We start from the raw sequence: 24,557 nt of genomic DNA, 5'->3' as shown, positions 1-24,557 counted from the left end.
TGTGGGACCGGCTTTAGCCGGGAAAAGGCCCGCATGAGCACCCTCAATTTTGTGGTGTGACAGACGACGCCTTCCCGGCTAAAGCCGGTCCCACACGGGTCCAAAACGCCCTGTGTATCACTCAACCCAGCGATACACCGGCGTGTCGCCCTGGCTTTCTACTTTCACGTTGGCGCTGTGACGCATGCGCACCATCAGGCGTTTGCCCGCAGCGGTGCTGCCCGACAGTCCTTCAAGCTGACCGAGCAGATCCGGCCCGGTCAGGTGACCTGCTTTGCGTAGCAGCTCCTGAGCGATATCCCAGACAGCATCATTGCGACTGGCCGCAGGCTTGACGGACGTATCCGTTGGCGCCGACGTTTCCTGAACCTGCGCGCCCAGCTGAATGCCCAGCCGAGCCCAATCGGCGTCGTCCATTTCCACAGTCAGATCCACCGGCAAATCGCCGACGGTTCCACGGATTCGCAGCATGGTGTGTGTCCTCTGATAAGGCGGACCGGCATGGTCCCACAGGAAATAGCGAGCTGCACGTGATCTACTGATGTCGCGCAATACTGTAGGAGCGTGGCTTGTCCCGCGATCGGCGACGCAGTCGTCGTAAACAGATGGACTACTGAGCCGGCCGAACGGCTGCCGCTGCGCGCCAGATCGCGGGGCAAGCCACGCTCCCACAGGATCGGACAGGGTCGCTTGAAAAAGTTAAGAAACCGCGCAACACATTGTTATAAGATCACATAACAAATTTCAGACCTGCCTCCGGAGCTTTCCCCCATGCGTCGTTTGCTACTCGCCCTGCCCTTCGCTTTGCTGCCCCTCGCCGTCGCCCACGCGGCCGATGAACATGACCACGATCATGAGCACGGCAGTTTAGGCGCGCACGTGCACGGTGTCGCGCGGCTGGATATGGCGCTGGACGGGCGTACGCTGGAACTGGAGCTCGACACCCCGGCGATGAACATCGTCGGCTTCGAGCATCCGGCAACCACAGACGCTGACAAGATGACCCTGGCCCTGGCCAAGGAAACCCTGCTCAAGCCCCACGCGCTGTTCAGTCTTCCGGAAGCGGCCGGGTGCACCGCCACCAGGCAGCGGGTTGAAAGCACGCTGTTCGGCGACAAGGATGACGACGACCACGATCATGACCAAGCCGGTGCGGACGCCGCTGAACACGAGCACAGCGAAATACACGGTCACTATCAGTTCGCCTGCAGCGCGCCGAACGTGCTCAACAAGCTCGACCTGACCCAACTGTTCAAAAGCTTCCCGGCCACCCAGACCATTCAAGTACAGCTGGTGACACCGAAACGCCAGATGGGCGCTGAAGTGCGTCCGAGCAATCCGGTGGTCAAGTTTTAACCAGCGCCGCTCCATCAGCGACCGGGCTTCCCGGTCGATCACTTTTCAGACGCACGTGTGGCCATGACTCAAGCGCTCATTGAATTGTCCGAACTCGGCTTCAGCTGGCCGGGGCATCCGCAACTGCTGGACATTCCGGCGTTTCGCCTCGATGCCGGCGAAACCCTGTTCCTCAAAGGCCCCAGCGGCAGCGGTAAAACCACGTTGCTGGGTCTGCTGGGCGGTGTGCAGCGCCCGAGTCGCGGCAGCGTTCGCCTGCTCGGTCAGGAGCTGACGCAGCTCTCGGCCGGGGCGCGGGACCGGTTTCGCGTCGATCACACGGGCTACATCTTTCAACAGTTCAACCTGCTGCCGTTTTTGTCGGTGCGCGAGAACGTCGAGCTGCCGTGTCGCTTTTCTACATTGCGCACCCAGCGTGCAACGCAGCGCCACGGCAGCGTCGACAAAGCGGCTGAAAGCCTGCTCGCTCACCTGGGCCTGAAAGACCCTGAAATGCTCAGCCGCCGCGCCGACTCGCTGTCCATCGGTCAGCAGCAGCGCGTCGCCGCAGCCCGCGCGCTGATCGGCCAGCCGGAGCTGGTGATCGCTGACGAACCCACCTCGGCGCTGGATGCCGACGCCCGCGAAGCTTTCATTCAGCTGCTGTTCGCCGAATGCCGCGAGGCCGGCGCCAGCCTGTTATTCGTCAGCCACGATCAGAGCCTGGCGCCGCTGTTTGATCGCAACCTGTCGCTGGCCGAACTCAATCGCGCCGCCGTCGCCGCAGAGGTCTGAGATGTATCTTCTTCGTCTGGCGCTGGCCAGCCTCGCCAACCGCCGCTTCACCGCGTTCCTCACCGCGTTCGCCATCGCCCTTTCCGTTTGCCTGCTGCTGGCAGTCGAACGGGTGCGCACCGAAGCGCGCGCGAGTTTTGCCAGCACCATCAGCGGCACGGACCTGATCGTCGGCGCGCGTTCGGGCTCGGTCAACCTGCTGCTGTACTCGGTGTTCCGCATCGGCAATGCCACCAACAACATTCGCTGGGACAGCTTCGAGCACTTCGCAAACAGCAAGCAGGTGAAGTGGGCGATCCCGATTTCCCTGGGTGACAGCCATCGCGGCTATCGCGTGATGGGCACCAATGAATCGTATTTCGAGCACTACCAATACGGTCGTCAGCAGCATCTGGAGCTGGCCGACGGCCGGCCGTTCGCCACCGACCCGTTTGAGGTGGTGCTCGGTGCGGAAGTGGCGGACGCGCTGCATTACAAGCTCGGCGACAAGCTGGTGCTGGCCCACGGCGTCGCGACGGTGAGTCTGGTCAAGCATGACGACAAGCCGTTCACCGTGGTCGGCATTCTCAAACGCACCGGCACGCCGGTGGACCGCACGCTGCACATCAGCCTGGGCGGCATGGAAGCGATTCACATCGACTGGCACAACGGCGTGCCTGCACAAGGCGCCGGGCGTATCAGCGCCGATCAGGCACGCAACATGGACCTCACGCCCACCGCCATCACCGCCTTCATGCTCGGGCTGAACAGCAAGATCGCGACCTTTGCCGTGCAGCGGGACATCAACGAGTTCCGCGGCGAGCCGATGTTGGCGATTCTGCCGGGGGTAGCGTTGCAGGAGCTGTGGAGCCTGATGGGTACGGCTGAAAAGGCGCTGTTCGTGATTTCGTTGTTTGTCGTACTGACCGGGTTGATCGGCATGCTGACGGCGATCCTCACCAGCCTTAACGAGCGGCGCCGCGAGATGGCGATTCTGCGTTCGGTGGGTGCGCGGCCCTGGCATATCGCCAGTCTGTTGGTGCTGGAAGCGTTTGCCCTGGCGCTGGGGGGCTCGGTCTGCGGCCTGGCGCTGCTTTACATCGGCATCGCCTCCGCGCAGGGTTACGTGCAGGCCAATTATGGTTTGTATCTGCCACTGTCACTGCCCAGCACCTACGAATGGACGCTACTGGCGGGGATTCTCGGCGCGGCCGTGTTGATGGGCACCGTTCCTGCGTGGCGTGCCTATCGCCAATCGCTGGCAGACGGGTTGTCGATTCGTTTATGAGGTCGTTGTGATGCGGATGGGTTGGATGCTGTTGATGATGCTCGCCGCGACGCCGTTGTGGGCGCAGGACCTGCGGGTGCTGACGTGGCAGGAAATGATTCCGCCTGACGCGCCGCCGGTGAAGCTGATCACCGCGCCGATCCATAACCTGTCGAGCCTGGCGGACACCCTGTCAGTCGAGTCGGCGCCCGCCGCGCATCAACTGGCGCCCCATGCGCCGGTCGTCAAGTCGCTGGACGGCGAGCGGGTGCGGCTGCCGGGTTATATCGTGCCGCTGGAAGTCAGCGAGGAAGGCCGGGTGACGGAGTTTCTGCTGGTGCCGTATTTCGGCGCCTGCATTCACGTGCCACCGCCGCCGCCGAACCAGATCGTCCACGTGACCAGCGAATTGGGCGTGAAGGTTGACGAGCTGTACCAACCCTACTGGATCGAAGGCCCGATGCAGGTCAAACCATCGACCAGCGAATTGGCCGATGCGGGTTACCAGATGGAAGCGGACAAGATTCTGGTGTACGAAATGCCGGATGAGCAGTGAGTTGCCGTTAACAGGCACACCCTAATCCAGTTTTCATTGAGCCAGGTCAAAAACCGCGACGTAGACGCTTCGTAACATACGGCATACACTTTTATGCCCTTACGGAGCCCCCATGCACAAGTACCTGCTCAGCGCGCCCCTGCTCGCGCTTGCACTCGGTGTCCCCCTCGCCGCTCAAGCCCACCAGGCCGGTGACTTCATTATCCGGGCCGGTGCTGCCACGACGGCGCCTAACGAAGAGAGCGGCAACCTGAAGCTGGACGGCACCAAAGTCCCGGGGACCAAAGCGACGCTGGACAGCGACACGCAACTGGGCCTGGCCTTCGCCTACATGCTCACCGACCACGTGGGCCTCGAGTTACTGGCGGCAACGCCCTTCCAGCACACCGTTGGGATCAAAGGCCTGGGCCCGGGCCTGGATGGCAAGCTGGCAGACGTGAAGCAGCTGCCGCCGACCCTGTCGCTGCAGTACTACCCGATGGACGCGACGTCTAAGTTCCAGCCGTACGCCGGTGTCGGCGTGAACTACACCTGGTTCTACGATGAAAACCTGAGCAGCGAGCGCAAGGGCCAGGGCATGAACAACCTGCACATCAAGAACTCCTGGGGCTGGGCCGGTCAGATCGGCGCGGACTACATGCTGACGGACAAGATCATGCTCAACGCCGCCGTCTGGTATGTGGACATCGACACGCAAGCGACGCTGGACGGTCCGTCGGCGCTGGGCGTCGGCCGGACCAAAGTGAACGTGGACGTCGATCCGTGGGTGTACATGGTCGGCGTGGGCTACAAGTTTTAAGCGCTGACGCCCCAACGAGCAGGCACAAAAAAGGCACCTCACCGGTGCCTTTTTGCTGTGCGGGCTTCAGCGCCCCAGCAGCCGCGCCAGCCCGACTTTCAGCGGCGTCGGCTCGGGCACTTTGAAACGCTCAAGCAGACGCTGATTGCTCGCCCGTGAATGCTTGATGTCGCCCGAACGTGCCGGCAAGTAGCTCACCGGCGGCAGACTTCCGACAACCTCGGCAAGGGCGCTCAGCAGTTCGTTGAGCGAAGTCGTCGCATTCAGGCCGACATTGACTGCACCCTCCGCCACCGTCGGCATCTCGATACCCTGCACCACAAGGTCAACTAGGTCCTCAACGTAGAAGAAATCGCGGGTCTGCTCGCCATCACCGAAGACGGCAATCGGCAGGCCTTTCACGGCGCGCTCTGCAAAGATGCTGATCACCCCGGAATACGGCGAAGAAGGATCCTGACGCGGGCCGAAGATGTTGAAGAAGCGGAACACGACCGGCTCGAAACCGTGCTGACGACGATAGAAATCGAAGTAGTGCTCACCGGCCAGTTTGTCCGACGCATACGGGGTCAGCGGTGCTTTCGGAGTGTCTTCGGTGATGGCCTCGCCCTCACCGTTGTTGCCGTATACAGCGGCGCTGGACGCAAACACCACGCGCTTGATGCCGGCCTGGCGCATTGCTTCGCAGACATTCAGCGTGCCGATGAAGTTGCTCTGGTGCGTCTTCACCGGATCATCCACCGAGGCCTGCACCGACGCGACGGCAGCCAGGTGCGCAACGGCCTGACAACCCAGCGCCGCACGGGCCACCAGCGCGGCATCGGCCACATCACCTTCGATCAGCTCGACGCGCGGGTTATCCAGCGGCAGGTTGCTGCGCTTGCCTGTGGACAGGTCGTCGAGAATGCGCACCGCATAGCCCTTGGCGAGCAGCGCGTCGGTCAGGTGCGAACCAATGAAGCCGGCACCGCCGGTGATGAGGACAGGAGCATCAGACATGGCGGTAATAGCGGTCCAGTAGATTGGGCAAGCCGGCACGCCAGGCGCGTGGCTTGATACCGAAAGTGTGAAGGATTTTCTTACAGGCGAGCACGGCGTTCTGTGGCTCGTCGCTGGCGTCCGGACGCGCGGCATGGGCTTGCGCGGTCGGCGTCTCGATCGCCAGCGGGCGCAGCAGACGGGCTTCGGTCAATACAGCCTGACCGAATGCCAGTGGCGTAGTCGCTTCGTGTCCGGCGTAGTGATAAGTGCCCCACAGCGGCGCGGCGCAATCGAGCTGTTTGAGCACCGAAATAATGACCCTCGCGGCATCGTCGACCGGGGTCGGATTGCCGCGACGATCGTCTGCCAGCAGCAATTCACCGGGGGATTCGGCGCGGCTGAGGAAGCGCCCCAGTACGCCGTCGGCGCTGTCATCCAGCAGCCAGCCAAAACGCAGCAGCACATGCTGCGGGCAGGTGGCACGCACACTCTGCTCGATGCGCCACAAGGCCTGGCCACGGGAACCCAGCGGCACGGGCTCGTCTTTTTCACTGTAAGCCGTCGCCCGCGAACCGTCGAACACACGGTAGCTGGACGGTTGAACGAGGACGATATTGTGGTGCTGGCACAGTTCAGCGAGACGCTCGACGGCGCGTTCCTGATTATCCAGCCTGTCAGCGCTCACTCGCTCCGCCTGAAACCAGTCGAAGTAGTAAGCGAGATTGATCAAGGCATCCGGGCGGGTGTCATCGAGCAGTTGCGTCAGGCTTGCCGCATCCCAACCGTCTTGCGGTGGGCGCGGCGCGAGGAATCCAATGTTCTCCTCGGCACCTAGACGAATCAACGCCTGCCCGAGGGCATTTCCGCCGCCCAATAGCATAAGGCGCATTCGCATAGAGTCAGCAGGCTCAGTCTTCAGGTCGATTAAAAATAGGTGAAAAACGTCCGCAAACATAACACGCCGACGGGCAAGTCCCAACAGCCTCGGGCGCGCGGGACTGCGTGAAGGTATTGAGGCACGCCGCCGATCACTCGGCCCGGTATCTGCCCCTTGCATCCGCCTGCCTGCGCCCGCATTAATTGCTGATGAATCTTCCCCAGAAACCCGACCCGGTGCTCGACCCCTTCCATCCGGCGGTCAGCGCGTGGTTCCGTTCGACGTTTCCGGCCATTACCGCGGCCCAGGCCCAGGCGTGGCCGCTGATCAAGGGCCGCGAATCCACGTTGATTGCCGCGCCGACCGGCTCCGGGAAAACCCTGACGGCGTTTCTGGCGGTCATCGATGATCTGGTCCATCAAGGGCTGGAGCGGGGCGGCGAGCTGCCGGACGAGACCTTCGTGGTGTACGTCTCGCCCCTGAAAGCGCTGTCCAACGACATCCAGATCAATCTGCAAAACCCGCTGGCGGGCATCACGGATCACCTGATCCAGCAGGGCCTGCCCGGGCTGCGTATCACTACCGCTGTGCGCACCGGTGACACGCCGCAGAAAGAACGCACGGCCATGCGCAAAACCGCGCCGAACATTTTGGTCACGACGCCGGAATCGCTTTACGTGCTGCTGGGGTCCGACTCGGGCCGACGCATGCTTGCGAGCACCCAGACCGTCATCGTCGACGAAATTCACGCGATTGCGGCCGGCAAGCGCGGCAGTCATCTCGCCCTGACCCTCGAGCGTTTGCAGGCGCTATGTGCAAAGCCGCTGCTGCGCATCGGGCTGTCGGCGACGCAAAAACCCATCGAGCGCGTATCACGCTTTCTGGTCGGCAGTGATCCGGTCAGTCGTCCGTGCGCCATCGTCGACATCGGCCACGCGCGCCCTCGGGATCTGGCTATCGAAGTGCCGCCGGTTGCCTTGAGCGCCGTGATGTCCAGTGACGTCTGGCAACTGGTCTACGACCGGCTGGCGGCGCTGGCCCGTGAACACCGCACCACGCTCATCTTCGTCAACACCCGGCGACTGGCCGAGCGCATGGCGCGGCATCTGAGCGAGCGACTGGGCAAAGAAGCAGTCGCCGCCCACCACGGCAGCATGGCCAAGGAACAGCGGCTGAACGCCGAGCAGCGCCTCAAGCGCGGTGACCTGCAAGTACTGATTGCCACGGCGTCGCTTGAACTTGGGATAGACATTGGCGACGTCGATCTGGTCTGCCAGATCAGCTCGCCCCGCTCCATCGCGTCCTTTCTGCAACGGGTCGGCCGTTCCGGTCACCACGTCGGCGGCACGCCCAAGGGACGGCTGTTTGCTGTGTCCCGGGACGATTTGATCGAGTGCGCGGCGCTGCTGGATTGCGTGCGGCGCGGCGAACTCGACACGCTGGTCATTCCCAAAGCACCGCTGGATGTGCTGGCGCAGCAGATCATCGCCGAGGTGAGTTGTCAGGAATGGCAGGAGCAGGACCTGCTGGCGCTGTTCCGCAAGGCTTCGCCCTACGCCGACGTTGACGAAGGCCATTATCAGGCGCTGTTGAGCATGCTCGCCGAGGGTTACAGCGGGCGGCAGGGCGTGCGCGCGGCGTACCTGCATCGCGACGCGGTCACCCGCACGTTGCGTGGCCGGCGCGGCAGCAAACTCACAGCGGTCACCAGCGGCGGCACGATTCCGGACAACGCCGACTACAGCGTGGTTCTCGAACCCCAGGCGCTGAACATCGGTACGGTCAACGAAGATTTCGCCGTGGAAAGCGCGGCGGGCGACATCTTCCAGCTGGGCAACACGTCCTACCGGATTCTGCGGATTGAGTCCGGCCGCGTGCGGGTCGAGGACGCCCACGGCATGCCGCCGAACATTCCGTTCTGGATGGGTGAGGCGCCGGGGCGCAGCGACGAATTGTCGTTCGCCGTCGCACGCTTGCAGGCCGACATCGACCAGCAGCTCAGCGCCCACCCCGGCAATCTTCAAGCCTGCACGGACTGGCTGATGAAAAGCCTGGGCCTGGACCTCGCCGGCGCCGAGCAAATCATTGAATACCTCGCCCGCGCGCACTCGGCCTTGGGCACATTGCCGTCCCAGGACACGCTGATCATCGAGCGCTTTTTCGATCAGTCCGGCGGCACGCAACTGGTGATTCATTCCCCGTTCGGCAGCCGGGTCAATCGCGCGTGGGGGCTGGCCCTGCGCAAGCGCTTCTGTCGTACCTTCAACTTCGAGCTGCAGGCGGCGGCCAGTGAGGACGCCATCGTGCTGTCGCTGTCCACGACTCACAGCTTTGCCCTCGATGAAGTCTGGCGTTATCTCAATTCCAATTCCGCTGAGCATTTGCTGATTCAGGCGGTGCTAGATGCGCCGCTGTTCGGCGTACGCTGGCGCTGGAATGCCGGTGTCGCACTGGCCCTGCCGCGTTACACCGGCGGGCGAAAAGTGGCGCCACAGCTGCAACGGATCAAGAGCGATGACCTTATCGCCACGGTGTTTCCGGACCAGATCGCCTGTATGGAGAATCTGGTGGGCGAGCGGGATGTCCCTGAGCATCCGCTGATCGAGCAGACCCTGGACGATTGCCTGCACGAAGCCATGGACGCCGAAGGCTGGCTGAAACTGCTGCGGCGCATGGAGAACGGCGAGGTGCGTCTGGTCAGCCGCGATCTGCCCGCGCCCTCGCCGCTGGCGGCGGAAATTCTCAACGCCAAGCCGTATGCGTTTCTCGACAACGCGCCACTGGAAGAACGTCGCACCCAGGCAGTGCTCAATCGGCGCTGGAGCGACCCGGAATCCACCGACGATCTCGGCGCGCTGGACGTCGATGCGATCAAAGCGGTGGCCGATGAAGCCTGGCCGCAGCCGCAAAACGTCGATGAGATGCACGAGGCGCTGATGAGCTTGGGGTGCATCACCGGCGTTGAGGCCCGCGAGCACAGCGGCTGGATGAAATGGCTGGAAAGTCTGGCTCGCTCAGGCAGGGGCACACGCCTGCAGGTAACGCCGGAGCAGGCGCTGTGGATTCCCCTGGAGCGGCTGACCTGTTTGCAGGCGGTCTACCCTGCCGCCGAAATGCACCCGCCGTTGGCGGCATTGGCCGGGTTCGATGAAGCGTGGAGCGAGGACGAAGCGCGCGTGGAGATCGTCCGGGCGCGGCTTGGCGGTTTCGGTCCGCTCACGGTCGCGGCCATTGCCGAGCCGCTGGCGCTGACACTGAACGAGGTCGCTCAGGCGCTGGCGCAGCTGGAGAACGAAGGGTATGTGCTGCGCGGCCAGTTCAGCCCTGACGCCCGCGAGGAACAGTGGTGCGAGCGGCATCTGCTGTCGCGCATCCACCGCTACACGGTCAAACGCCTGCGTCGCGAAATCGAGCCGGTGTCGCTGCAGGACTTCACTCGATTCCTGTTCGATTGGCAGCACTTGTCTGCGACGACCCAGAGTCAGGGCAAAGCCGCGCTGCCGGAGGTCGTTGCGCAACTGGAGGGTTTTTCATCGGCGGCAGGCGCGTGGGACAGTGATCTGCTTCCAGCGCGCTTGAAGGACTATTCATCGATCTGGCTGGATGACCTGTGTCGGTCCGGCAAGGTGGTGTGGATGCGTCTGACCAGTCGCAACAAGGTTGGCAGCGCTGCGTTGCGCAGTACGCCGATTGTGCTGCTGCCGCGACCGCAGGTTCGCCTGTGGACCGGGCTGACCGAACAGCCGGCGCCGACCGAATTATCCCTGCGCGCGCAGAAGGTTCATGAGGTGTTGTCGAGCCAGGGCGCGATGTTTTTCGACGAGCTGACCGGCGAAGCGCACTTGCTGCGCGCCGAGCTGGAAACCGCGCTGCAAGAATTGGTCGGTGCCGGGCTGGTCAATGCCGACAGCTTCGCCGGGCTGCGCGCGCTGATCACCCCGGCGAGCAAACGCAGCAGCCACACCAGTCGACGCAACCGTGGCGCGTTCATTGGCGGCATGGATGATGCCGGGCGCTGGGCGTTGCTGCGTCGCGCGCCGGCGAAGGAGGAAGGCGCGCCGCAAAGGATCGACAGCGACACGCTGGAGCACATAGCAATGACCTTGCTGCGCCGATACGGCGTGGTGTTCTGGCGCCTGCTGGAGCGCGAGGCCGACTGGCTGGCGACCTGGCGCGAGCTGCTGCGCACGTTCCATCGTCTTGAGGCCCGCGGCGAGATTCGCGGCGGGCGCTTTGTGGCAGGGCTGGCCGGTGAGCAGTTCGCGTTGCCCGAAGCCATCCCTTTATTGCGCGAAGTCCGCAATCGCCCGCTTGACGGCAGCCTGATTGCGGTGAGCGGAGTCGACCCGCTCAACCTCGCCGGGACGCTGCTGCCCGGCGCGAAAGTCCCGGCGATTGTGGGCAACAAGCTGGTTTACCGCGACGGCATCCCCATCGCCGCCATCATCGCCGGCAAGCCGCAGTACTGGGGCGAAGTGGATGAGGCGCTGATGTTGCAGGTGCGGGATCGATTGTTCAGGTAGACCGCAGCCAATCTCTGGGGCGTCGCTTGCTGGCGAAGGCGGTGCCTCAGGCAATCACGATGTTGGATGTGCTGACGCCTTCGCGGGCAAGCGCGCTCCTACAGTGGCTTTAGGTCGCTCACATGATTTGTGGTTGGCCCCAATCCAAGGAGCCGGCTTGCTGGCGAACCTTGCCGGTCTGACAACTATGTAGGGGCTGACCGGACGCTTTCGCCAGCAAGCCGGCTCAATTTCGAGCTCGCGCCATCTGTCCAGTATGTCAAACCGGGCTTTCGGACCCGTCCTTGTTCACCACGGATGTCTTGCCGGGCAGCGCTTGTTGCTCTGCGCCCTCCTCGCCACGTTCGCCCTCGGGTGCCTGGCGATTGTGCGGGCTCATCACCAGTTGTGGATAAGTTTGCGCGAATCGCACCTCAGCCGACTTATCCACAAGTCGCTTGAGTCGATCGTTGAACGCACGGCTCACCGCGTACTGCCCGCCCGATGACGTACGGAACTGCGCGGTGATGACGATCCCGTTCATGTCCATCCGGTCCAGCCCGAACACTTCCAGCGGGCCCTGCAGTTTGCTCGCCAGCAGTAGATCATCGCTGATCGACTGACCCGCTTCGCGAATCAGCGAGGTCGCCGCATCCACGTCCGTGTCGTAAGTGAACTGGAACGAGAAAAACGCATACGCGAACTGACGCGACTGGTTGGTGACCGCCTTGATCTGCCCGAACGGCACCGAATGCACGAAGCCCTTGCCGTCGCGCAGACGCAGGGTGCGAATCGTCAGGCTTTCGACCGTACCGGCGTGGCCCGAATCCAGCACCACCCAGTCGCCGATGGAGATGGTGTCTTCAATGATGATGAACAGCCCGGTAATGACATCCTGAACCAGCTGTTGCGAACCGAAACCAATTGCCAGACCGACAACGCCCGCACCGGCCAGCAGCGGCGCGACGTTGATGCCCAGGTTGGCCATGGTCGTGATGGTGCAGATCACCACCAGGATGATCTTCATCGCGTTGCGCAACAGCGGCAGAATGGTCTTCACCCGCGTGCTCGGCTGACGCGCGGAACGTCCATTGGCCGGAGGCTTCAGGGCTTCCTGAATCGCCGTGTCCATCACCACCCACAGCAGCCAGGTCACCAGCAGAATCAGACCGATGCTGCTCAGCGAATCGCTGATCACCTTGCCCAGGGCATTGCGCTGGGCAAATTCAAACAGCGAGAAACCCCAGATCCGCCCCAGCAACTCGATGAAGCCGATCGCCAGCGCGATACGCATGACCGCGTGTAACAGGCTCAGCAGACGCTCCTTATAAACACTATTGGTGCGCACCTCGGTGGGCTTGAACATGTGCTGGAACAAAGTGCTGAGAAACACCGAGCCAATCAACAGCACCGTGGTCAGCAACGCGCAACGCAGGGCTTCCTGACTGCCTTCACCAGCACCGATCAGGTTTACCGCCGAGACCAGAATCATCAGCAGGATCGGCAAATGCCACAGGCTGGAGAAGATTTTCAGCGTCTGTTGCACCGCCGGCCGCGCCAACCGGGCGGCAAGGGGACGGTTGCGGATCAGATGCGCGATCGGCCGGCGCATGCGGATGACGACCATGCCAAACATGACCGACGCCATCAGCCCGGTGAACGCGGCGATGCTGGTGGTCACGTTGCCGCCGAACAGTCTGGCAATCTGAGGGCTGGTCAACGCATCACTCAGCGCCGCGAGGAATCCGATGATGAACAACGGGTGCGGCGCGTAGTGACGAATGATCCGCACCGCCGGCCGTTTGTGGCCCGAGTTGAACAGCACGATCAGCGACAGCAGCACCGAGGTGGAGAAAATCCCGCTGCTGGTCGAGTAAGCCAGACACAGCGCCAGCGCACGCCCCACCGACGTCGGCATGAAATGACTGACGTACAGCGTCAGCGGCAGACAGATGAGCGCTGGCACCATGTATGGCAGCACATAGCCCAGCACCCCGACCACGCGATCGCGGCGAATCAAAAAACGGTGCCGTGATAACCGGGTCACGAGAAACGCGCCGATGCGGTTGAGCAGTAGGAATGCCCCCGCCCACACCAGCGACAGCATCACGAAATCGCCGGTGATTCGCCACGGTGAGCGCGACTGCGGTTTGTTGACCAGCGCGTCGATCTCGTCAGCGGCTCGGTCGGCCCGCAGGCGCCAGGAGTCGAGCAAGTGGCCATCCACATCGAGCTTGTCTTGCACGCTGTCGATGCTGGAACTGATGGCGCCGAGCAATCCGCCTTTGACCAGAATCTCCGCTTTGGCGGGATCCACCGGCGCCGGGTCGGCAGTTGCGGCAGCAGGAGCAGTGGTTGCGGCGGGGGCTTCGGCGGCTTGAGCGTTGACGCTGCAAACGCTCAACAGCAGGCAAAGCAACAGAAAGGGTTTGAAATTCGGCAAAACGCGAGTCACTCCTTCGATCAGGGAACCGTGAAAAAAACGGCCCTCTGACACTGATCGGATTTCACTCGGCAAGTTCGCTCGGACACGCAATCGTCATGTTGGCCGTTGACGGTCCGTTCACCAGTAAATGTAACGAACCTTTACCGAGCCGCTTCGTCGTAGCCTTACGAGGGCGACTGTCTCCAGTGCGCCCGTCCGCCGAGGATCCCCTTCATGACACTCATCCATCCTAAAGCTCATTTCCGCCCCTACACCTCTGCCGCTGGCGGTTGGGGCTCGGCTAAGTCGGTGATGGAGATCCTCTGGCGCGAGCAGGCGCCGATTCGAGCAGGCCTGCCGCTGATCAAACAAAACAAGCCAGGCGGGTTTGCCTGCGTCAGCTGCGCATGGGCCAAGCCCGGCAAGCCCCACAGCCTGGAGTTCTGCGAAAACGGCGCGAAGGCCACGGCCTGGGAGCTGACGTCGCGGAAGACCGACCCGGCCTTCTTCGGCCGTCACACGCTCACCGAACTGCGCCAGTGGCCCGATTACGACCTTGAGCAACAGGGCCGCCTCACGCACCCCATGCGGTACAACGCCGCGAGCGATCGTTATCAGGAAACCACGTGGGAGGACGCCTACCGTGACATTGGCGCGCAGCTGAAAAGCATGACGCCCGAGAGCGTGGTCTTTTATGCGTCGGGCCGGGCCTCGCTGGAAACGTCGTTCATGTACCAGCTCATCGCCCGCGCCTACGGCAACAACAACCTGCCTGACAGCTCGAACATGTGCCACGAGAGCACCTCGGTCGGTTTACAGGAAAGTATCGGCGTACCGGTAGGAACCGTGACGCTGGATGACTTCGAGCACACCGACTGCATCCTGTTTTTTGGCCAGAACGTAGGCAGTAACAGCCCGCGGATGCTGCATCAGCTGCGAGAAGCCCGGCAGCGTGACGTGCCGATCATCACGTTCAACCCGATTCGCGAGCGCGGCCTCGAGCGCTTCGTCAATCCCCAGTCTCCCGTGGAGATGCTCGGGCCGAAGTCGACCGTCATCAGCACCCAATACCATCAGTTGGCGATAGGCGGCGACACGGCGGTTGTGCTGGGCATTGCCAAATCGCTGTTTGAAATGGACGAGGCGGCGCTGGCGAAGGGGCAGCCCGGGATCATCGATCAGGCGTTCATTGCCCAGCACACCGAAGGGTTCGCCGAGTTCTGCAACTGCGTGCTTGAAACGCCGTGGGAAACCATTGAGCGTCAGGCAGGACTTAGTCGCAGTGCACTGGAGGCAGTGGCGACGGTGTACGCCAGACACGAGCGCGTGATGCTGGTTTACGGCATGGGCATCACCCAGCACCGGCGCGGCGTGACCAATGTGCAGATGCTTGTGAATCTGCTCCTGCTGCGCGGCAACATCGGCAAGCGCGGCGCCGGCATCTGCCCGGTGCGCGGTCACTCCAACGTGCAGGGCCAACGCACCGTCGGCATTACCGAAGACCCGAAGAAGGTTCCTGTGGATAAGATTGAGGCACTGTATGGCTTCTCGGTGCCGTCAAAAAAAGGCTTGAACACTGTTGAGACCTGCGAAGGACTGCTGGACGGGAGCGTGCGCGGATTCATCGGGCTCGGCGGGAATTTTCTACGAGCGATCCCGGATACGTCCCGCATGGAGCCGGCCTGGAATACCTTGGACCTGAACGTTCAGATCGCCACGAAGCTGAACCGCACTCACCTGGTGCCGGGCAAGAACGCGTGGATCCTGCCCTGCCTCGGACGCATCGAAAAGGATATGCAAAACGGCGTCGAGCAGGTTTATACCACCGAAGACAGCACCGGCTGCGTGCGGGCCTGGCAGGGTAATAGCGAACCGGCCAGCGGCCACGCCCGCGCTGAAGTCGCCATCCTTTCCGGCATCGCCGAGGCAACATTACCCGGTGCCACTCGAATCGATTGGGACGCCTGGCGCCGCGATTACAAGCTGATTCGTCAAGGCATCGCTCAGGTCTACCCGGAGATTTTTCACGAAATGGAAACCCGCATGTGGGAAACCGGCGGCTTTCATCGCCCCATTGCCGCAGCGAAGCGTGAATGGAAAACCGAGAGTGGCCGCGCGATGTTCATCACGCCCGAACTGCTCGAAGAAAACGATGACGTGTACCCGAACCACACTCGCCGTGACGTGCTGCAACTGATGACGCTGCGCAGCAATGACCAGTTCAACACCACGATCTACGGCTACGAAGATCGCTTCCGCGGCGTCAGCGGCACCCGCGCGGTGATCTTCATGAACCGCAACGATGTCCTCCGACTGGGCTTCAAGCCGGGAGACTGGGTGAACGTCACCACCGCCATCGAGCCGCAGGTCACGCGCTCGGTGGGGCCTCTGCAGATCATTGCCTATGACATCCCCGAGAACTGCTGCGCGGCGTATTACCCTGAGTGCAATCCCCTTGTTCCGCTGTGGCACCACGCCGAACGCAGCAAGGTGCCTGCGGCTAAATCCATCCCCGTTACGCTGGCCAAAGCCTCACCCAGCGCAGACGAGTTGAAACGTGCGCTGCCGGAATCCGATCAGGTGCGTTGAGACTGTTTTTGAAAGAGCGGCTTGACGCAGGAGAACGTACGTTCTACCTTTTGGGTCATGAATACATCGACGACCAACACCCGCGAGAAAATCCTCGCGACTGCCGAACAGCTCATTTACCAGAACGGTATCCAGGCCACCGGCATGGACCTTCTGGTGAAGACGTCGGGCGTTGCGAGGAAAAGCATCTATCGCTACTTCGCCACCAAAGACGACGTGGCCGCCGCTGCGCTCAACGCCCGTGACGTGCGCTGGATGGACTGGTTCCGAACCGAGTCAGACAAGGCCGACACCCCTCAAGCGCGCATCCTGAATATGTTTGACGTGCTCAAAGGCTGGTTCGAGTCCGAAGGCTTTCGCGGGTGCGCATTTATCAATACGGCAGGCGAAATCGGCGACCCACAGGACCCCATCCGTCTGATCGCCAGGCTGCACAAACAGAAGCTGCTGGATTACACGCTGGAGCTCTGCGAACAGCTCGGTATTGCCGATCCGCAAGTCTTGGCCAAACAGCTACTCATCCTCATGGATGGCGCGATTACCGTCGCACGCGTCATGGGTGACTACAGCGCTGCAGAGAGCGCCAGGGCTGTTGCGCAGTCAATGCTTGAACAGCGCTTGCGTATCAGTCCCTAGCCACACACGTCCCACCCACCGCCGAATCATCACCGCCTGGAGGTCCCTATGTCGTCCAATGCCCAGACTCGCCCGCCACTTCCCCCTTTCACCCGAGAATCCGCCATCCAAAAGGTTCGCCTCGCGGAAGATGGCTGGAACAGCCGGGACGCTGAAAAAGTCTCGCTGGCCTACACACTCGACACCCAATGGCGCAATCGCGCCGATTTTGTCGAGAACCGCGAGGAGGCGAAAAATTTCCTGATCCGCAAGTGGAACAAGGAGCTCGACTACCGCCTGATCAAAGAGCTGTGGGCGTTCACCGACAATCGCATCGCGGTCCGTTACGCCTACGAATGGCACGACGACTCAGGCAACTGGTTCCGTTCGTACGGTAACGAGAACTGGGAATTCAATGAAGACGGTTTGATGGCGCGACGTTTTGCCTGCATCAATGACATGCCGATCAAAGAAACGGATCGCAAGTTTCACTGGCCCTTGGGCCGCCGTCCTGATGATCATCCCGGGTTATCGGATCTGGGCCTGTAATCCCTGACGCGACCCAAAACAAAGCCCCCAACAGCTGAGCTGTGCGGGGGCTTTTGTTTGCAGCGTTATCGCGGTTGGATAACGCGCTGCTTAGAACGGGATGTCGTCATCGAAGCTGTCGAAATCAGGCGCTGGCTGCGGCGCTTGTTGCGGCGCAGGACGCGACTCGCGCTGTGGCTGAGGAGCGGACTGCTGCGGGCGTGCCTGTTGCTGCGGACGCGGCGCTGAGTTTTGGGAGTTCTGATAACCGCCACCACCCTGGCCCTGAGGGGCGCCGTCGCCTTGAGGACGGCCACCGAGCAACTGCATGGTGCCTTGCATGTCGACGACGATTTCAGTCGTGTAACGCTTGATGCCGTCTTTTTCCCATTCGCGGGTCTGCAGCTTGCCTTCGATGTAGACTTGCGAACCCTTGCGCAGATACTCGCCGGCGATTTCGGCGACTTTGCCGAACATCGAGACACGGTGCCATTCGGTCTTCTCGACCTTCTGACCGGTTTGCTTGTCGGTCCACTGTTCGCTTGTAGCCAGACTCAGGTTGGTCACGGCATTACCGTTAGGCATGTAGCGGACTTCGGGATCCTGGCCGCATGTGCCGACCAATATGACTTTGTTTACCCCACGGGCCATAACGTTCTCCTAGGCTTCACACGTTTCCGACGCTGGATTGACCACTTCGTCGAAAGACGCCCGATCCAACAGTTCTTTGTCAAATTTGATATAGATGGCAGCCTCATCGGCCACCACTACTGCATCTGTTACTCCACGTACGGCCAACACGCGATCGGCAAGGCCTGTGTCGCGTTGAGCCTCGGGCGACAACGGCAAGCGAAGGCTGGTTACGTAGGGAGGTTCGCGCATGGTAACAGCAAACGCCAGCCAGATGGCGGCCAGCCCGGCGCCGCCAAGGAACACCACATCCAGTCCGCCGTGCTGGAAAAGCCACCCTCCGAGAATCCCGCCCGCTGCCGAACCCAGGAACTGACTGGTGGAATAAATCCCCATCGCCGTGCCCTTCCCGCCCGCCGGAGACACTTTGCTGATCAGCGACGGCAGCGACGCTTCAAGCAAATTGAACGCGGTAAAGAAGACCACGGTACCGATGACCAGCGCTCGCAGCGTGTCGCCGAACTCCCAGAAGAATAGCTCAGTGAGCATCAGCACCAGTACGGCGCCGAGCAAGACGCGCTTCATCTGACGCTTTTTTTCGCCGTAGATGATGAAAGGGATCATCGCGAAGAAAGAAATCAGCAGCGCTGTGAGATATACCCACCAGTGCTGCTCCTTGGGCAACCCGGCTTTTTCGACCAGCGCCAGCGGCAATGCCACGAAACTGGACATCAGCATGGCGTGCAACGCGAAGATACCCAAGTCCAGACGCAGCAGGTCGGGATGACGAAGCGTCGCGCCCAACGCCTGCCGCGCCAGACCGGACTCCCGGTGCTGCAGGGTCACCGTTGACTTAGGTACGACGAAGGCAACGATCGCCACGCCGACCAGCGCCATGGCGCCGGTCGCCAGGAACAGACCGGACAATCCGAATGCACTGGTCAGAATGGGGCCGACCACCATTGCAACGGCGAACGACACGCCAATGGTCATGCCGATCATTGCCATGGCTTTGGTGCGATGCTGCTCACGGGTCAGATCCGACAGCAAGGCCATGACCGCCGCGGAGATAGCGCCCGCGCCTTGCAGGACCCGGCCGGCGATCACGCCCCAGATCGAGGTCGACTGGGCCGCCAGCACACTGCCGAGCGCAAACACGATCAATCCCAGATAAATGACGGGGCGACGGCCAATGCGATCGGAGATGATGCCGAACGGAATCTGCAATACCGCTTGGGTCAGGCCGTAGGCGCCGATCGCCAGACCGATGAGCGCCGGACTCGCGCCGGCCAAGTCCATCCCGTAAGTGGCGAGGACGGGCAGCACCATGAACATGCCAAGCATACGGAAGGCGAACACCAGCGCCAGACCGCCCGCGGCGCGGGTTTCGCTGCCGCTCATGCGCTCGCTGTGAGAATCGTGCATGAAGGAACCTCGTATGAACCGGCGGCGATTCTACCAGTCCCATCGTTTAGAGCACATACGACGGTTTGCCGCGCATCGCAGGAATATTCTTTATTCCGAGTAAGGCGGCGAGATCCTCGATAGTGTGTATCCATCCAGTATTTCCCCGTATACTTCCACGTTTTACACGCCCGCCGTGCGAGGCCAGCTTTGGACAAGATCTTGATTCGTGGGGCTCGAACCCACAACCTGAAGAACATCGACCTGACCCTTCCACGCGACAAGCTGATCGTCATCACCGGATTGTCCGGCTCAGGAAAATCGTCCCTGGCGTTCGATACGCTCTACGCCGAGGGCCAGCGCCGCTACGTCGAATCGCTGTCCGCCTACGCGCGTCAGTTCCTGTCGATGATGGAGAAGCCGGACGTCGACACGATTGAAGGCCTCTCCCCGGCCATCTCCATCGAGCAGAAGTCCACGTCCCACAACCCGCGCTCGACCGTGGGCACCATCACCGAGATTTACGACTACCTGCGTCTGCTGTATGCGCGCGTCGGTCAGCCGCGTTGCCCGGATCACGACATTCCTCTGGAGGCGCAAACCGTCAGCCAGATGGTCGACCTAGTCCTGGCGCAGCCCGAAGGCGCCAAGCTGATGCTGCTTGCCCCCGTGGTACGGGAGCGTAAAGGCGAGCACCTGGCAGTCTTCGAAGAGCTTCGCGCTCAGGGTTTCGTGCGCGCTCGGGTGAATGGCCGGCTGTGCGAGCTGGACGAACTGCCAAAACTTGATAAACAGAAGAAGCACTCGATCGATGTCGTGGTTGACCGCTTCAAGGTGCGCTCGGACCTGCAACAGCGTCTGGCCGAATCCTTCGAAACCGCGTTGAAGCTGGCAGACGGCATTGCACTGGTCGCGCCGATGGACGATGAGCCAGGCGAAGAGATCATTTTCTCCGCCCGCTTCGCTTGCCCGATCTGCGGACACGCGATCAGCGAACTGGAGCCAAAGCTGTTCTCGTTCAACAACCCCGCCGGCGCATGCCCGACCTGCGACGGCTTGGGTGTGAAGCAATTCTTCGACACCAAGCGTCTGGTCAATGGCGAACTGACGCTGGCAGAAGGCGCGATTCGTGGCTGGGACAGGCGAAACGTCTATTACTTCCAGATGCTGGGCTCGTTGGCGAAGCATTACGGCTTCAGCCTCGAGGTGCCGTTCAAGGAGCTGCCTGCCGATTTGCAGAAGGTCCTGCTGGGCGGCAGCGGCAAGGACAGTGTCGACTTTCGGTACTTGAACGACCGTGGCGACATCGTCAAACGTGCGCACCCGTTCGAAGGCATCGTTCCCAACCTGGAGCGCCGCTATCGCGAAACCGAATCGACTACGGTTCGAGAGGAATTGGCGAAGTTTCTCAGTACGCAGCCCTGCCCCGAATGTCGTGGCACGCGGCTGCGCCGTGAAGCTCGTCACGTCTGGGTCGGCGAGAAGACACTGCCCGCTGTCACCAATATGCCAATCGGCGACGCTACGCATTATTTTGGTGAGCTGAAGCTCACGGGTCGCCGCGGTGAAATCGCTGACAAGATTCTCAAGGAGATTCGCGAGCGCCTGCAGTTCCTCGTCAACGTCGGGCTGGACTACCTGACACTGGACCGCAGCGCCGATACGCTCTCTGGCGGTGAGGCGCAACGAATTCGTCTGGCCAGCCAGATCGGTGCCGGCCTGGTCGGCGTGATGTACATCCTCGATGAGCCCTCAATTGGTCTGCATCAGCGCGATAACGATCGGCTGCTCGACACGTTGCGGCACCTGCGAGACATCGGCAATACCGTGATCGTGGTTGAGCACGACGAGGACGCGATTCGACTCGCCGACTACGTGGTCGACATCGGCCCGGGTGCGGGCGTGCATGGCGGCCAGATCGTTGCGGAGGGCACGCCACAGGAAGTGATGGATCATCCGGATTCGTTGACGGGCAAATACCTGTCGGGCCGCGTGAAGATCGCCGTGCCGGCCAAGCGTACGCCTCGTAACAAGAAGCTGTCGCTCAAACTCAAAGGCGCGCGGGGCAACAACCTGCGCAATGTCGATCTGGAAATTCCAATCGGCTTGCTGACCTGCGTAACAGGTGTATCGGGTTCGGGCAAGTCGACGCTGATCAACAACACACTGTTTCCGCTCAGCGCCACAGCCCTCAATGGCGCAACGACGCTTGAGGCGTCGGCACACGACAGCATCGACGGTCTGCAGCACCTGGATAAAGTCGTCGATATCGACCAGAGCCCAATCGGGCGCACACCACGGTCAAACCCTGCGACGTATACCGGCCTTTTCACACCGATCCGTGAATTGTTCGCTGGCGTGCCTGAATCGAGATCTCGTGGTTACGGGCCTGGCCGCTTCTCCTTCAACGTCAAGGGCGGACGCTGCGAGGCCTGCCAGGGCGACGGCCTGATCAAGGTCGAGATGCATTTCCTGCCTGACATCTATGTGCCTTGCGATGTGTGCAAGAGCAAGCGATACAACCGTGAGACTCTCGAGGTGAAGTACAAGGGCAAAAACGTCCACGAGGTCCTGGAAATGACGATCGAGGAGGCAAGGACGTTCTTCGACGCCGTGCCTGCCCTTGCACGGAAGCTGCAGACGCTGATGGATGTGGGCTTGTCCTACATCAAGTTGGGTCAGTCGGCGACCACGCTTTCCGGTGGTGAAGCGCAGCGCGTGAAGTTGTCTCGCGAGCTGTCCAAGCGTGACACCGGCAAGACCCTGTACATCCTTGATGAGCCCACCACGGGTCTGCATTTCGCGGATATCCAGCAATTGCTCGACGTCTTGCATCGCCTGCGTGACCACGGCAACACGGTCGTGGTGATCGAGCACAACCTGGACGTGATCAAGACCGCCGATTGGCTAGTTGATTTGGGTCCTGAAGGCGGTTCGAAAGGCGGACAAATCATCGCAACCGGTACGCCAGAACAGGTAGCGGACATGAAACAGTCCTACACCGGCCACTATCTGAAGCCGCTTCTGGAGCGCGATCGCGCTTGATCCCATGACTGTAACAAAAAGCCCCTGTCGCGATACGCGGCAGGGGCTTTTTTTTGCGACGGTCGCAGTGTTCAGAATTGCGACTGAAGGTAGTTCTGGAGGCCGATGGATTTGATCAGGCCCAGCTGCTTTTCAAGCCAGTAAGTGTGGTCTTCTTCGGTGTCAGCGAGCTGGATGCGGAGGATGTCACGGCTGACGTAATCTCTGTGTTGCTCACAGAGCGCAATACCTTTGCACAGTGCGGCTCGCACCTTGTACTCAAGACGAAGGTCACTGGCGAGCATCTCAGGCACCGTGGTGCCCACGTCAAGATCGTCAGGACGCATGCGGGGTGTGCCTTCGAGCATCAGAATCCGGCGCATCAACGCATCAGCGTGTTGAGCCTCTTCTTCCATCTCGTGGTTGATGCGTTCGTACAGCTTGCTGAAACCCCAATCTTCGTACATCCGCGAGTGGACGAAATACTGGTCGCGCGCAGCCAGTTCGCCAGTCAACAGCGTGTTGAGGTAATCAATTACATCGGGGTGGCCTTGCATCGCCGTCCATCTCCTCGTGAAAGGCGTTAGTTTGAACCAACAAGACTGGTTGGTCACCCAGCGAGAGGACAAATAACAGTAGAAATACTGCGAAATTCGGGCATTTGGTGTCGAAAAGACGGGTAAATGAGGAAGGTTCCGTTTAGCACTTAGAATCAGCTCGTTGTGGGCGCAATTCAGGCTTAAAAAGTGGTTTTGGCAGGAAACAAAAAACCGGGCACTGGGCCCGGTTCTTTGTATTGACTGATGTCTTATTCAGCGGCTTCTACAGAGCCACCGACAGGACGGTCAACCAGTTCGACGTACGCCATTGGCGCGTTGTCGCCAGCGCGGAAGCCGCACTTGAGGATGCGCAGGTAGCCACCCTCACGAGTTGCATAACGCTTGCCCAGATCGTTGAACAGTTTGCCGACCATTTCTTTCGAACGGGTACGGTCAAATGCCAGACGACGGTTAGCAACGCTGTCAATCTTGGCCAAGGTGATCAGCGGCTCAGCAACGCGACGCAGTTCTTTGGCTTTCGGCAGGGTAGTTTTGATCAGCTCGTGCTCGAACAGCGACACCGCCATGTTTTGGAACATGGCCTTACGGTGAGAGCTGGTACGGCTCAGGTGACGTCCACTTTTACGATGACGCATGGTTCATTCCTTACCAAACACTACGTTCGGTGATTACGACGATCAGGCAGTCGCCTTGTCGTCCTTCTTAAGACTTGCAGGCGGCCAGTTGTCGAGGCGCATGCCGAGGGAGAGACCACGAGAAGCCAGAACGTCCTTGATCTCGGTCAAGGATTTCTTGCCCAGGTTCGGAGTCTTCAACAGTTCTACTTCGGTGCGCTGAATCAGGTCGCCGATGTAGTAAATGTTCTCCGCCTTAAGGCAGTTGGCCGAACGTACGGTCAGTTCCAAATCGTCAACCGGACGAAGCAGGATCGGATCGATCTCGTCTTCCTGTTCGACTACAACGGGTTCGCTGTCACCTTTGAGGTCGACGAACGCAGCCAACTGCTGTTGCAGAATGGTTGCTGCACGACGGATAGCCTCTTCAGGATCCAGAGTACCGTTGGTTTCCAGATCAATAACCAGCTTGTCCAGGTTGGTACGCTGCTCGACACGGGCGTTTTCCACCACGTATGCGATGCGACGAACCGGGCTGAACGAAGAGTCGAGCTGCAAGCGACCAATGCTGCGGCTTTCGTCTTCATCGCTCTGACGCGAGTCTGCTGGTTCATAACCGCGACCACGAGCTACGACGAGCTTCATGTTCAGGGCGCCGTTAGACGCCAGGTTAGCGATTACGTGATCGGGGTTAACGATCTCGACATCATGATCCAGCTGAATATCGGCAGCGGTAACCACCCCCGAACCCTTCTTCGACAAGGTCAGCGTAACTTCGTCTCGACCGTGCAGCTTGATAGCCAGACCTTTAAGGTTCAACAGGATTTCAATGACATCTTCCTGTACACCTTCGATGGCGCTGTACTCATGGAGCACACCGTCAATCTCGGCCTCGACTACTGCACAGCCGGGCATGGAGGACAACAGGATGCGGCGCAGCGCGTTGCCCAGGGTATGGCCGAAACCACGCTCGAGAGGCTCGAGAGTGATCTTGGCGCGGGTCGGACTGACAACCTGCACATCAATGTGGCGGGGTGTCAGGAACTCATTTACCGAAATCTGCATGGATGCACCTATTTT

19 protein-coding genes are annotated in these 24,557 nt (G+C 61.1%); 10 read left to right on the top strand and 9 right to left on the bottom strand.

Translation table 11 applies throughout. The annotated features are described in order from the left end of the window. Positions 1–117: 117 nt before the first annotated feature. The gene (locus tag ACYAR8_RS15135; RefSeq protein ID WP_265388124.1) at positions 118–471 is read right to left on the bottom strand and encodes a hypothetical protein; all 354 of its coding nucleotides are present in this window, start codon (positions 469–471) and stop codon (positions 118–120) included. Between the two features lie 300 nt (positions 472–771). Here ACYAR8_RS15135 and ACYAR8_RS15130 point away from each other — a divergent pair, with 300 nt between their 5' ends. The 5 genes from ACYAR8_RS15130 to ACYAR8_RS15110 all read left to right on the top strand — a co-directional run bounded on the left by ACYAR8_RS15130 (position 772) and on the right by ACYAR8_RS15110 (position 4,731). Then, positions 772–1,356, top strand: a complete 585-nt coding sequence (locus ACYAR8_RS15130) for a DUF2796 domain-containing protein (protein WP_463580311.1) — start codon at positions 772–774, stop codon at positions 1,354–1,356. 63 nt (positions 1,357–1,419) lie between these two features. Then, complete coding sequence (locus tag ACYAR8_RS15125; RefSeq protein WP_463580310.1) at positions 1,420–2,130, top strand: ABC transporter ATP-binding protein; 711 nt, start codon at positions 1,420–1,422, stop codon at positions 2,128–2,130. 1 nt (position 2,131) lies between these two features. Then, positions 2,132–3,397, top strand: coding sequence for an ABC transporter permease (locus tag ACYAR8_RS15120; protein WP_108121501.1), 1,266 nt, complete (start codon positions 2,132–2,134; stop codon positions 3,395–3,397). Positions 3,398–3,422: 25 nt separating this feature from the next. After that, positions 3,423–3,932 (top strand): DUF3299 domain-containing protein, encoded by a 510-nt coding sequence (locus tag ACYAR8_RS15115; protein ID WP_463580309.1) that lies wholly within the window; start codon positions 3,423–3,425, stop codon positions 3,930–3,932. 112 nt (positions 3,933–4,044) lie between these two features. Then, the gene (locus tag ACYAR8_RS15110; protein WP_108121499.1) at positions 4,045–4,731 is read left to right on the top strand and encodes an OmpW family outer membrane protein; all 687 of its coding nucleotides are present in this window, start codon (positions 4,045–4,047) and stop codon (positions 4,729–4,731) included. Positions 4,732–4,797: 66 nt separating this feature from the next. Here the strand turns inward: ACYAR8_RS15110 and ACYAR8_RS15105 are convergent, their stop codons facing one another. Together ACYAR8_RS15105 and ACYAR8_RS15100 are read right to left on the bottom strand one after the other, a co-directional pair. After that, positions 4,798–5,727, bottom strand: coding sequence for an NAD-dependent epimerase/dehydratase family protein (locus tag ACYAR8_RS15105; RefSeq protein WP_463580308.1), 930 nt, complete (start codon positions 5,725–5,727; stop codon positions 4,798–4,800). After that, a complete protein-coding gene (locus tag ACYAR8_RS15100; RefSeq protein WP_074891773.1) occupies positions 5,720–6,604 on the bottom strand; it encodes a sugar nucleotide-binding protein in 885 nt (294 codons plus the stop codon). Before ACYAR8_RS15100 ends, ACYAR8_RS15105 begins: the two co-directional genes overlap by 8 nt. Positions 6,605–6,795: 191 nt before the next feature. Between ACYAR8_RS15100 and ACYAR8_RS15095 the strand changes: the two genes are divergently transcribed. Beyond that, positions 6,796–11,109 (top strand): DEAD/DEAH box helicase, encoded by a 4,314-nt coding sequence (locus tag ACYAR8_RS15095; RefSeq protein ID WP_463580307.1) that lies wholly within the window; start codon positions 6,796–6,798, stop codon positions 11,107–11,109. 259 nt (positions 11,110–11,368) lie between these two features. Here the strand turns inward: ACYAR8_RS15095 and ACYAR8_RS15090 are convergent, their stop codons facing one another. After that, on the bottom strand, positions 11,369–13,531 hold the full coding sequence (locus tag ACYAR8_RS15090) for a mechanosensitive ion channel family protein (protein WP_463580306.1): 2,163 nt from the start codon (positions 13,529–13,531) through the stop codon (positions 11,369–11,371). 216 nt (positions 13,532–13,747) lie between these two features. Between ACYAR8_RS15090 and ACYAR8_RS15085 the strand changes: the two genes are divergently transcribed. From ACYAR8_RS15085 to ACYAR8_RS15075, 3 genes are read left to right on the top strand one after another with little or no spacing between them, the layout of a single operon-like run. Continuing rightward, entirely contained in the window at positions 13,748–16,102 is a 2,355-nt protein-coding gene (locus ACYAR8_RS15085) for an FdhF/YdeP family oxidoreductase (protein WP_463580305.1), read from the top strand. Between the two features lie 57 nt (positions 16,103–16,159). Next, on the top strand, positions 16,160–16,738 hold the full coding sequence (locus ACYAR8_RS15080; protein ID WP_463580304.1) for a TetR/AcrR family transcriptional regulator: 579 nt from the start codon (positions 16,160–16,162) through the stop codon (positions 16,736–16,738). A 48-nt stretch (positions 16,739–16,786) separates the two neighbouring features. Further along, positions 16,787–17,266: a nuclear transport factor 2 family protein gene (locus ACYAR8_RS15075; protein WP_074891762.1), complete on the top strand. Its 480-nt coding sequence runs from the start codon at positions 16,787–16,789 to the stop codon at positions 17,264–17,266. A 90-nt stretch (positions 17,267–17,356) separates the two neighbouring features. Here the strand turns inward: ACYAR8_RS15075 and ACYAR8_RS15070 are convergent, their stop codons facing one another. Then, entirely contained in the window at positions 17,357–17,896 is a 540-nt protein-coding gene (locus ACYAR8_RS15070) for a single-stranded DNA-binding protein (RefSeq protein ID WP_037017756.1), read from the bottom strand. 9 nt (positions 17,897–17,905) lie between these two features. After that, positions 17,906–19,300: an MFS transporter gene (locus tag ACYAR8_RS15065; RefSeq protein WP_074891760.1), complete on the bottom strand. Its 1,395-nt coding sequence runs from the start codon at positions 19,298–19,300 to the stop codon at positions 17,906–17,908. Between the two features lie 189 nt (positions 19,301–19,489). Here ACYAR8_RS15065 and uvrA point away from each other — a divergent pair, with 189 nt between their 5' ends. Next, the gene (gene uvrA, locus ACYAR8_RS15060) at positions 19,490–22,324 is read left to right on the top strand and encodes an excinuclease ABC subunit UvrA (RefSeq protein WP_463580303.1); all 2,835 of its coding nucleotides are present in this window, start codon (positions 19,490–19,492) and stop codon (positions 22,322–22,324) included. 71 nt (positions 22,325–22,395) lie between these two features. Here the strand turns inward: uvrA and bfr are convergent, their stop codons facing one another. From bfr to ACYAR8_RS15045, 3 genes are all read right to left on the bottom strand, one after another. Then, the gene (gene bfr / locus ACYAR8_RS15055; protein WP_074891756.1) at positions 22,396–22,860 is read right to left on the bottom strand and encodes a bacterioferritin; all 465 of its coding nucleotides are present in this window, start codon (positions 22,858–22,860) and stop codon (positions 22,396–22,398) included. A gap of 251 nt (positions 22,861–23,111) precedes the next feature. Beyond that, the gene (rplQ, locus tag ACYAR8_RS15050) at positions 23,112–23,498 is read right to left on the bottom strand and encodes a 50S ribosomal protein L17 (RefSeq protein WP_074891753.1); all 387 of its coding nucleotides are present in this window, start codon (positions 23,496–23,498) and stop codon (positions 23,112–23,114) included. 42 nt (positions 23,499–23,540) lie between these two features. Next, on the bottom strand, positions 23,541–24,542 hold the full coding sequence (locus ACYAR8_RS15045) for a DNA-directed RNA polymerase subunit alpha (protein WP_007970428.1): 1,002 nt from the start codon (positions 24,540–24,542) through the stop codon (positions 23,541–23,543). Positions 24,543–24,557: the final 15 nt, after the last annotated feature.

This window comes from Pseudomonas sp. HP_01, assembly GCF_055284355.1.
This window is presented reverse-complemented; position numbering and strand designations above follow the sequence as displayed.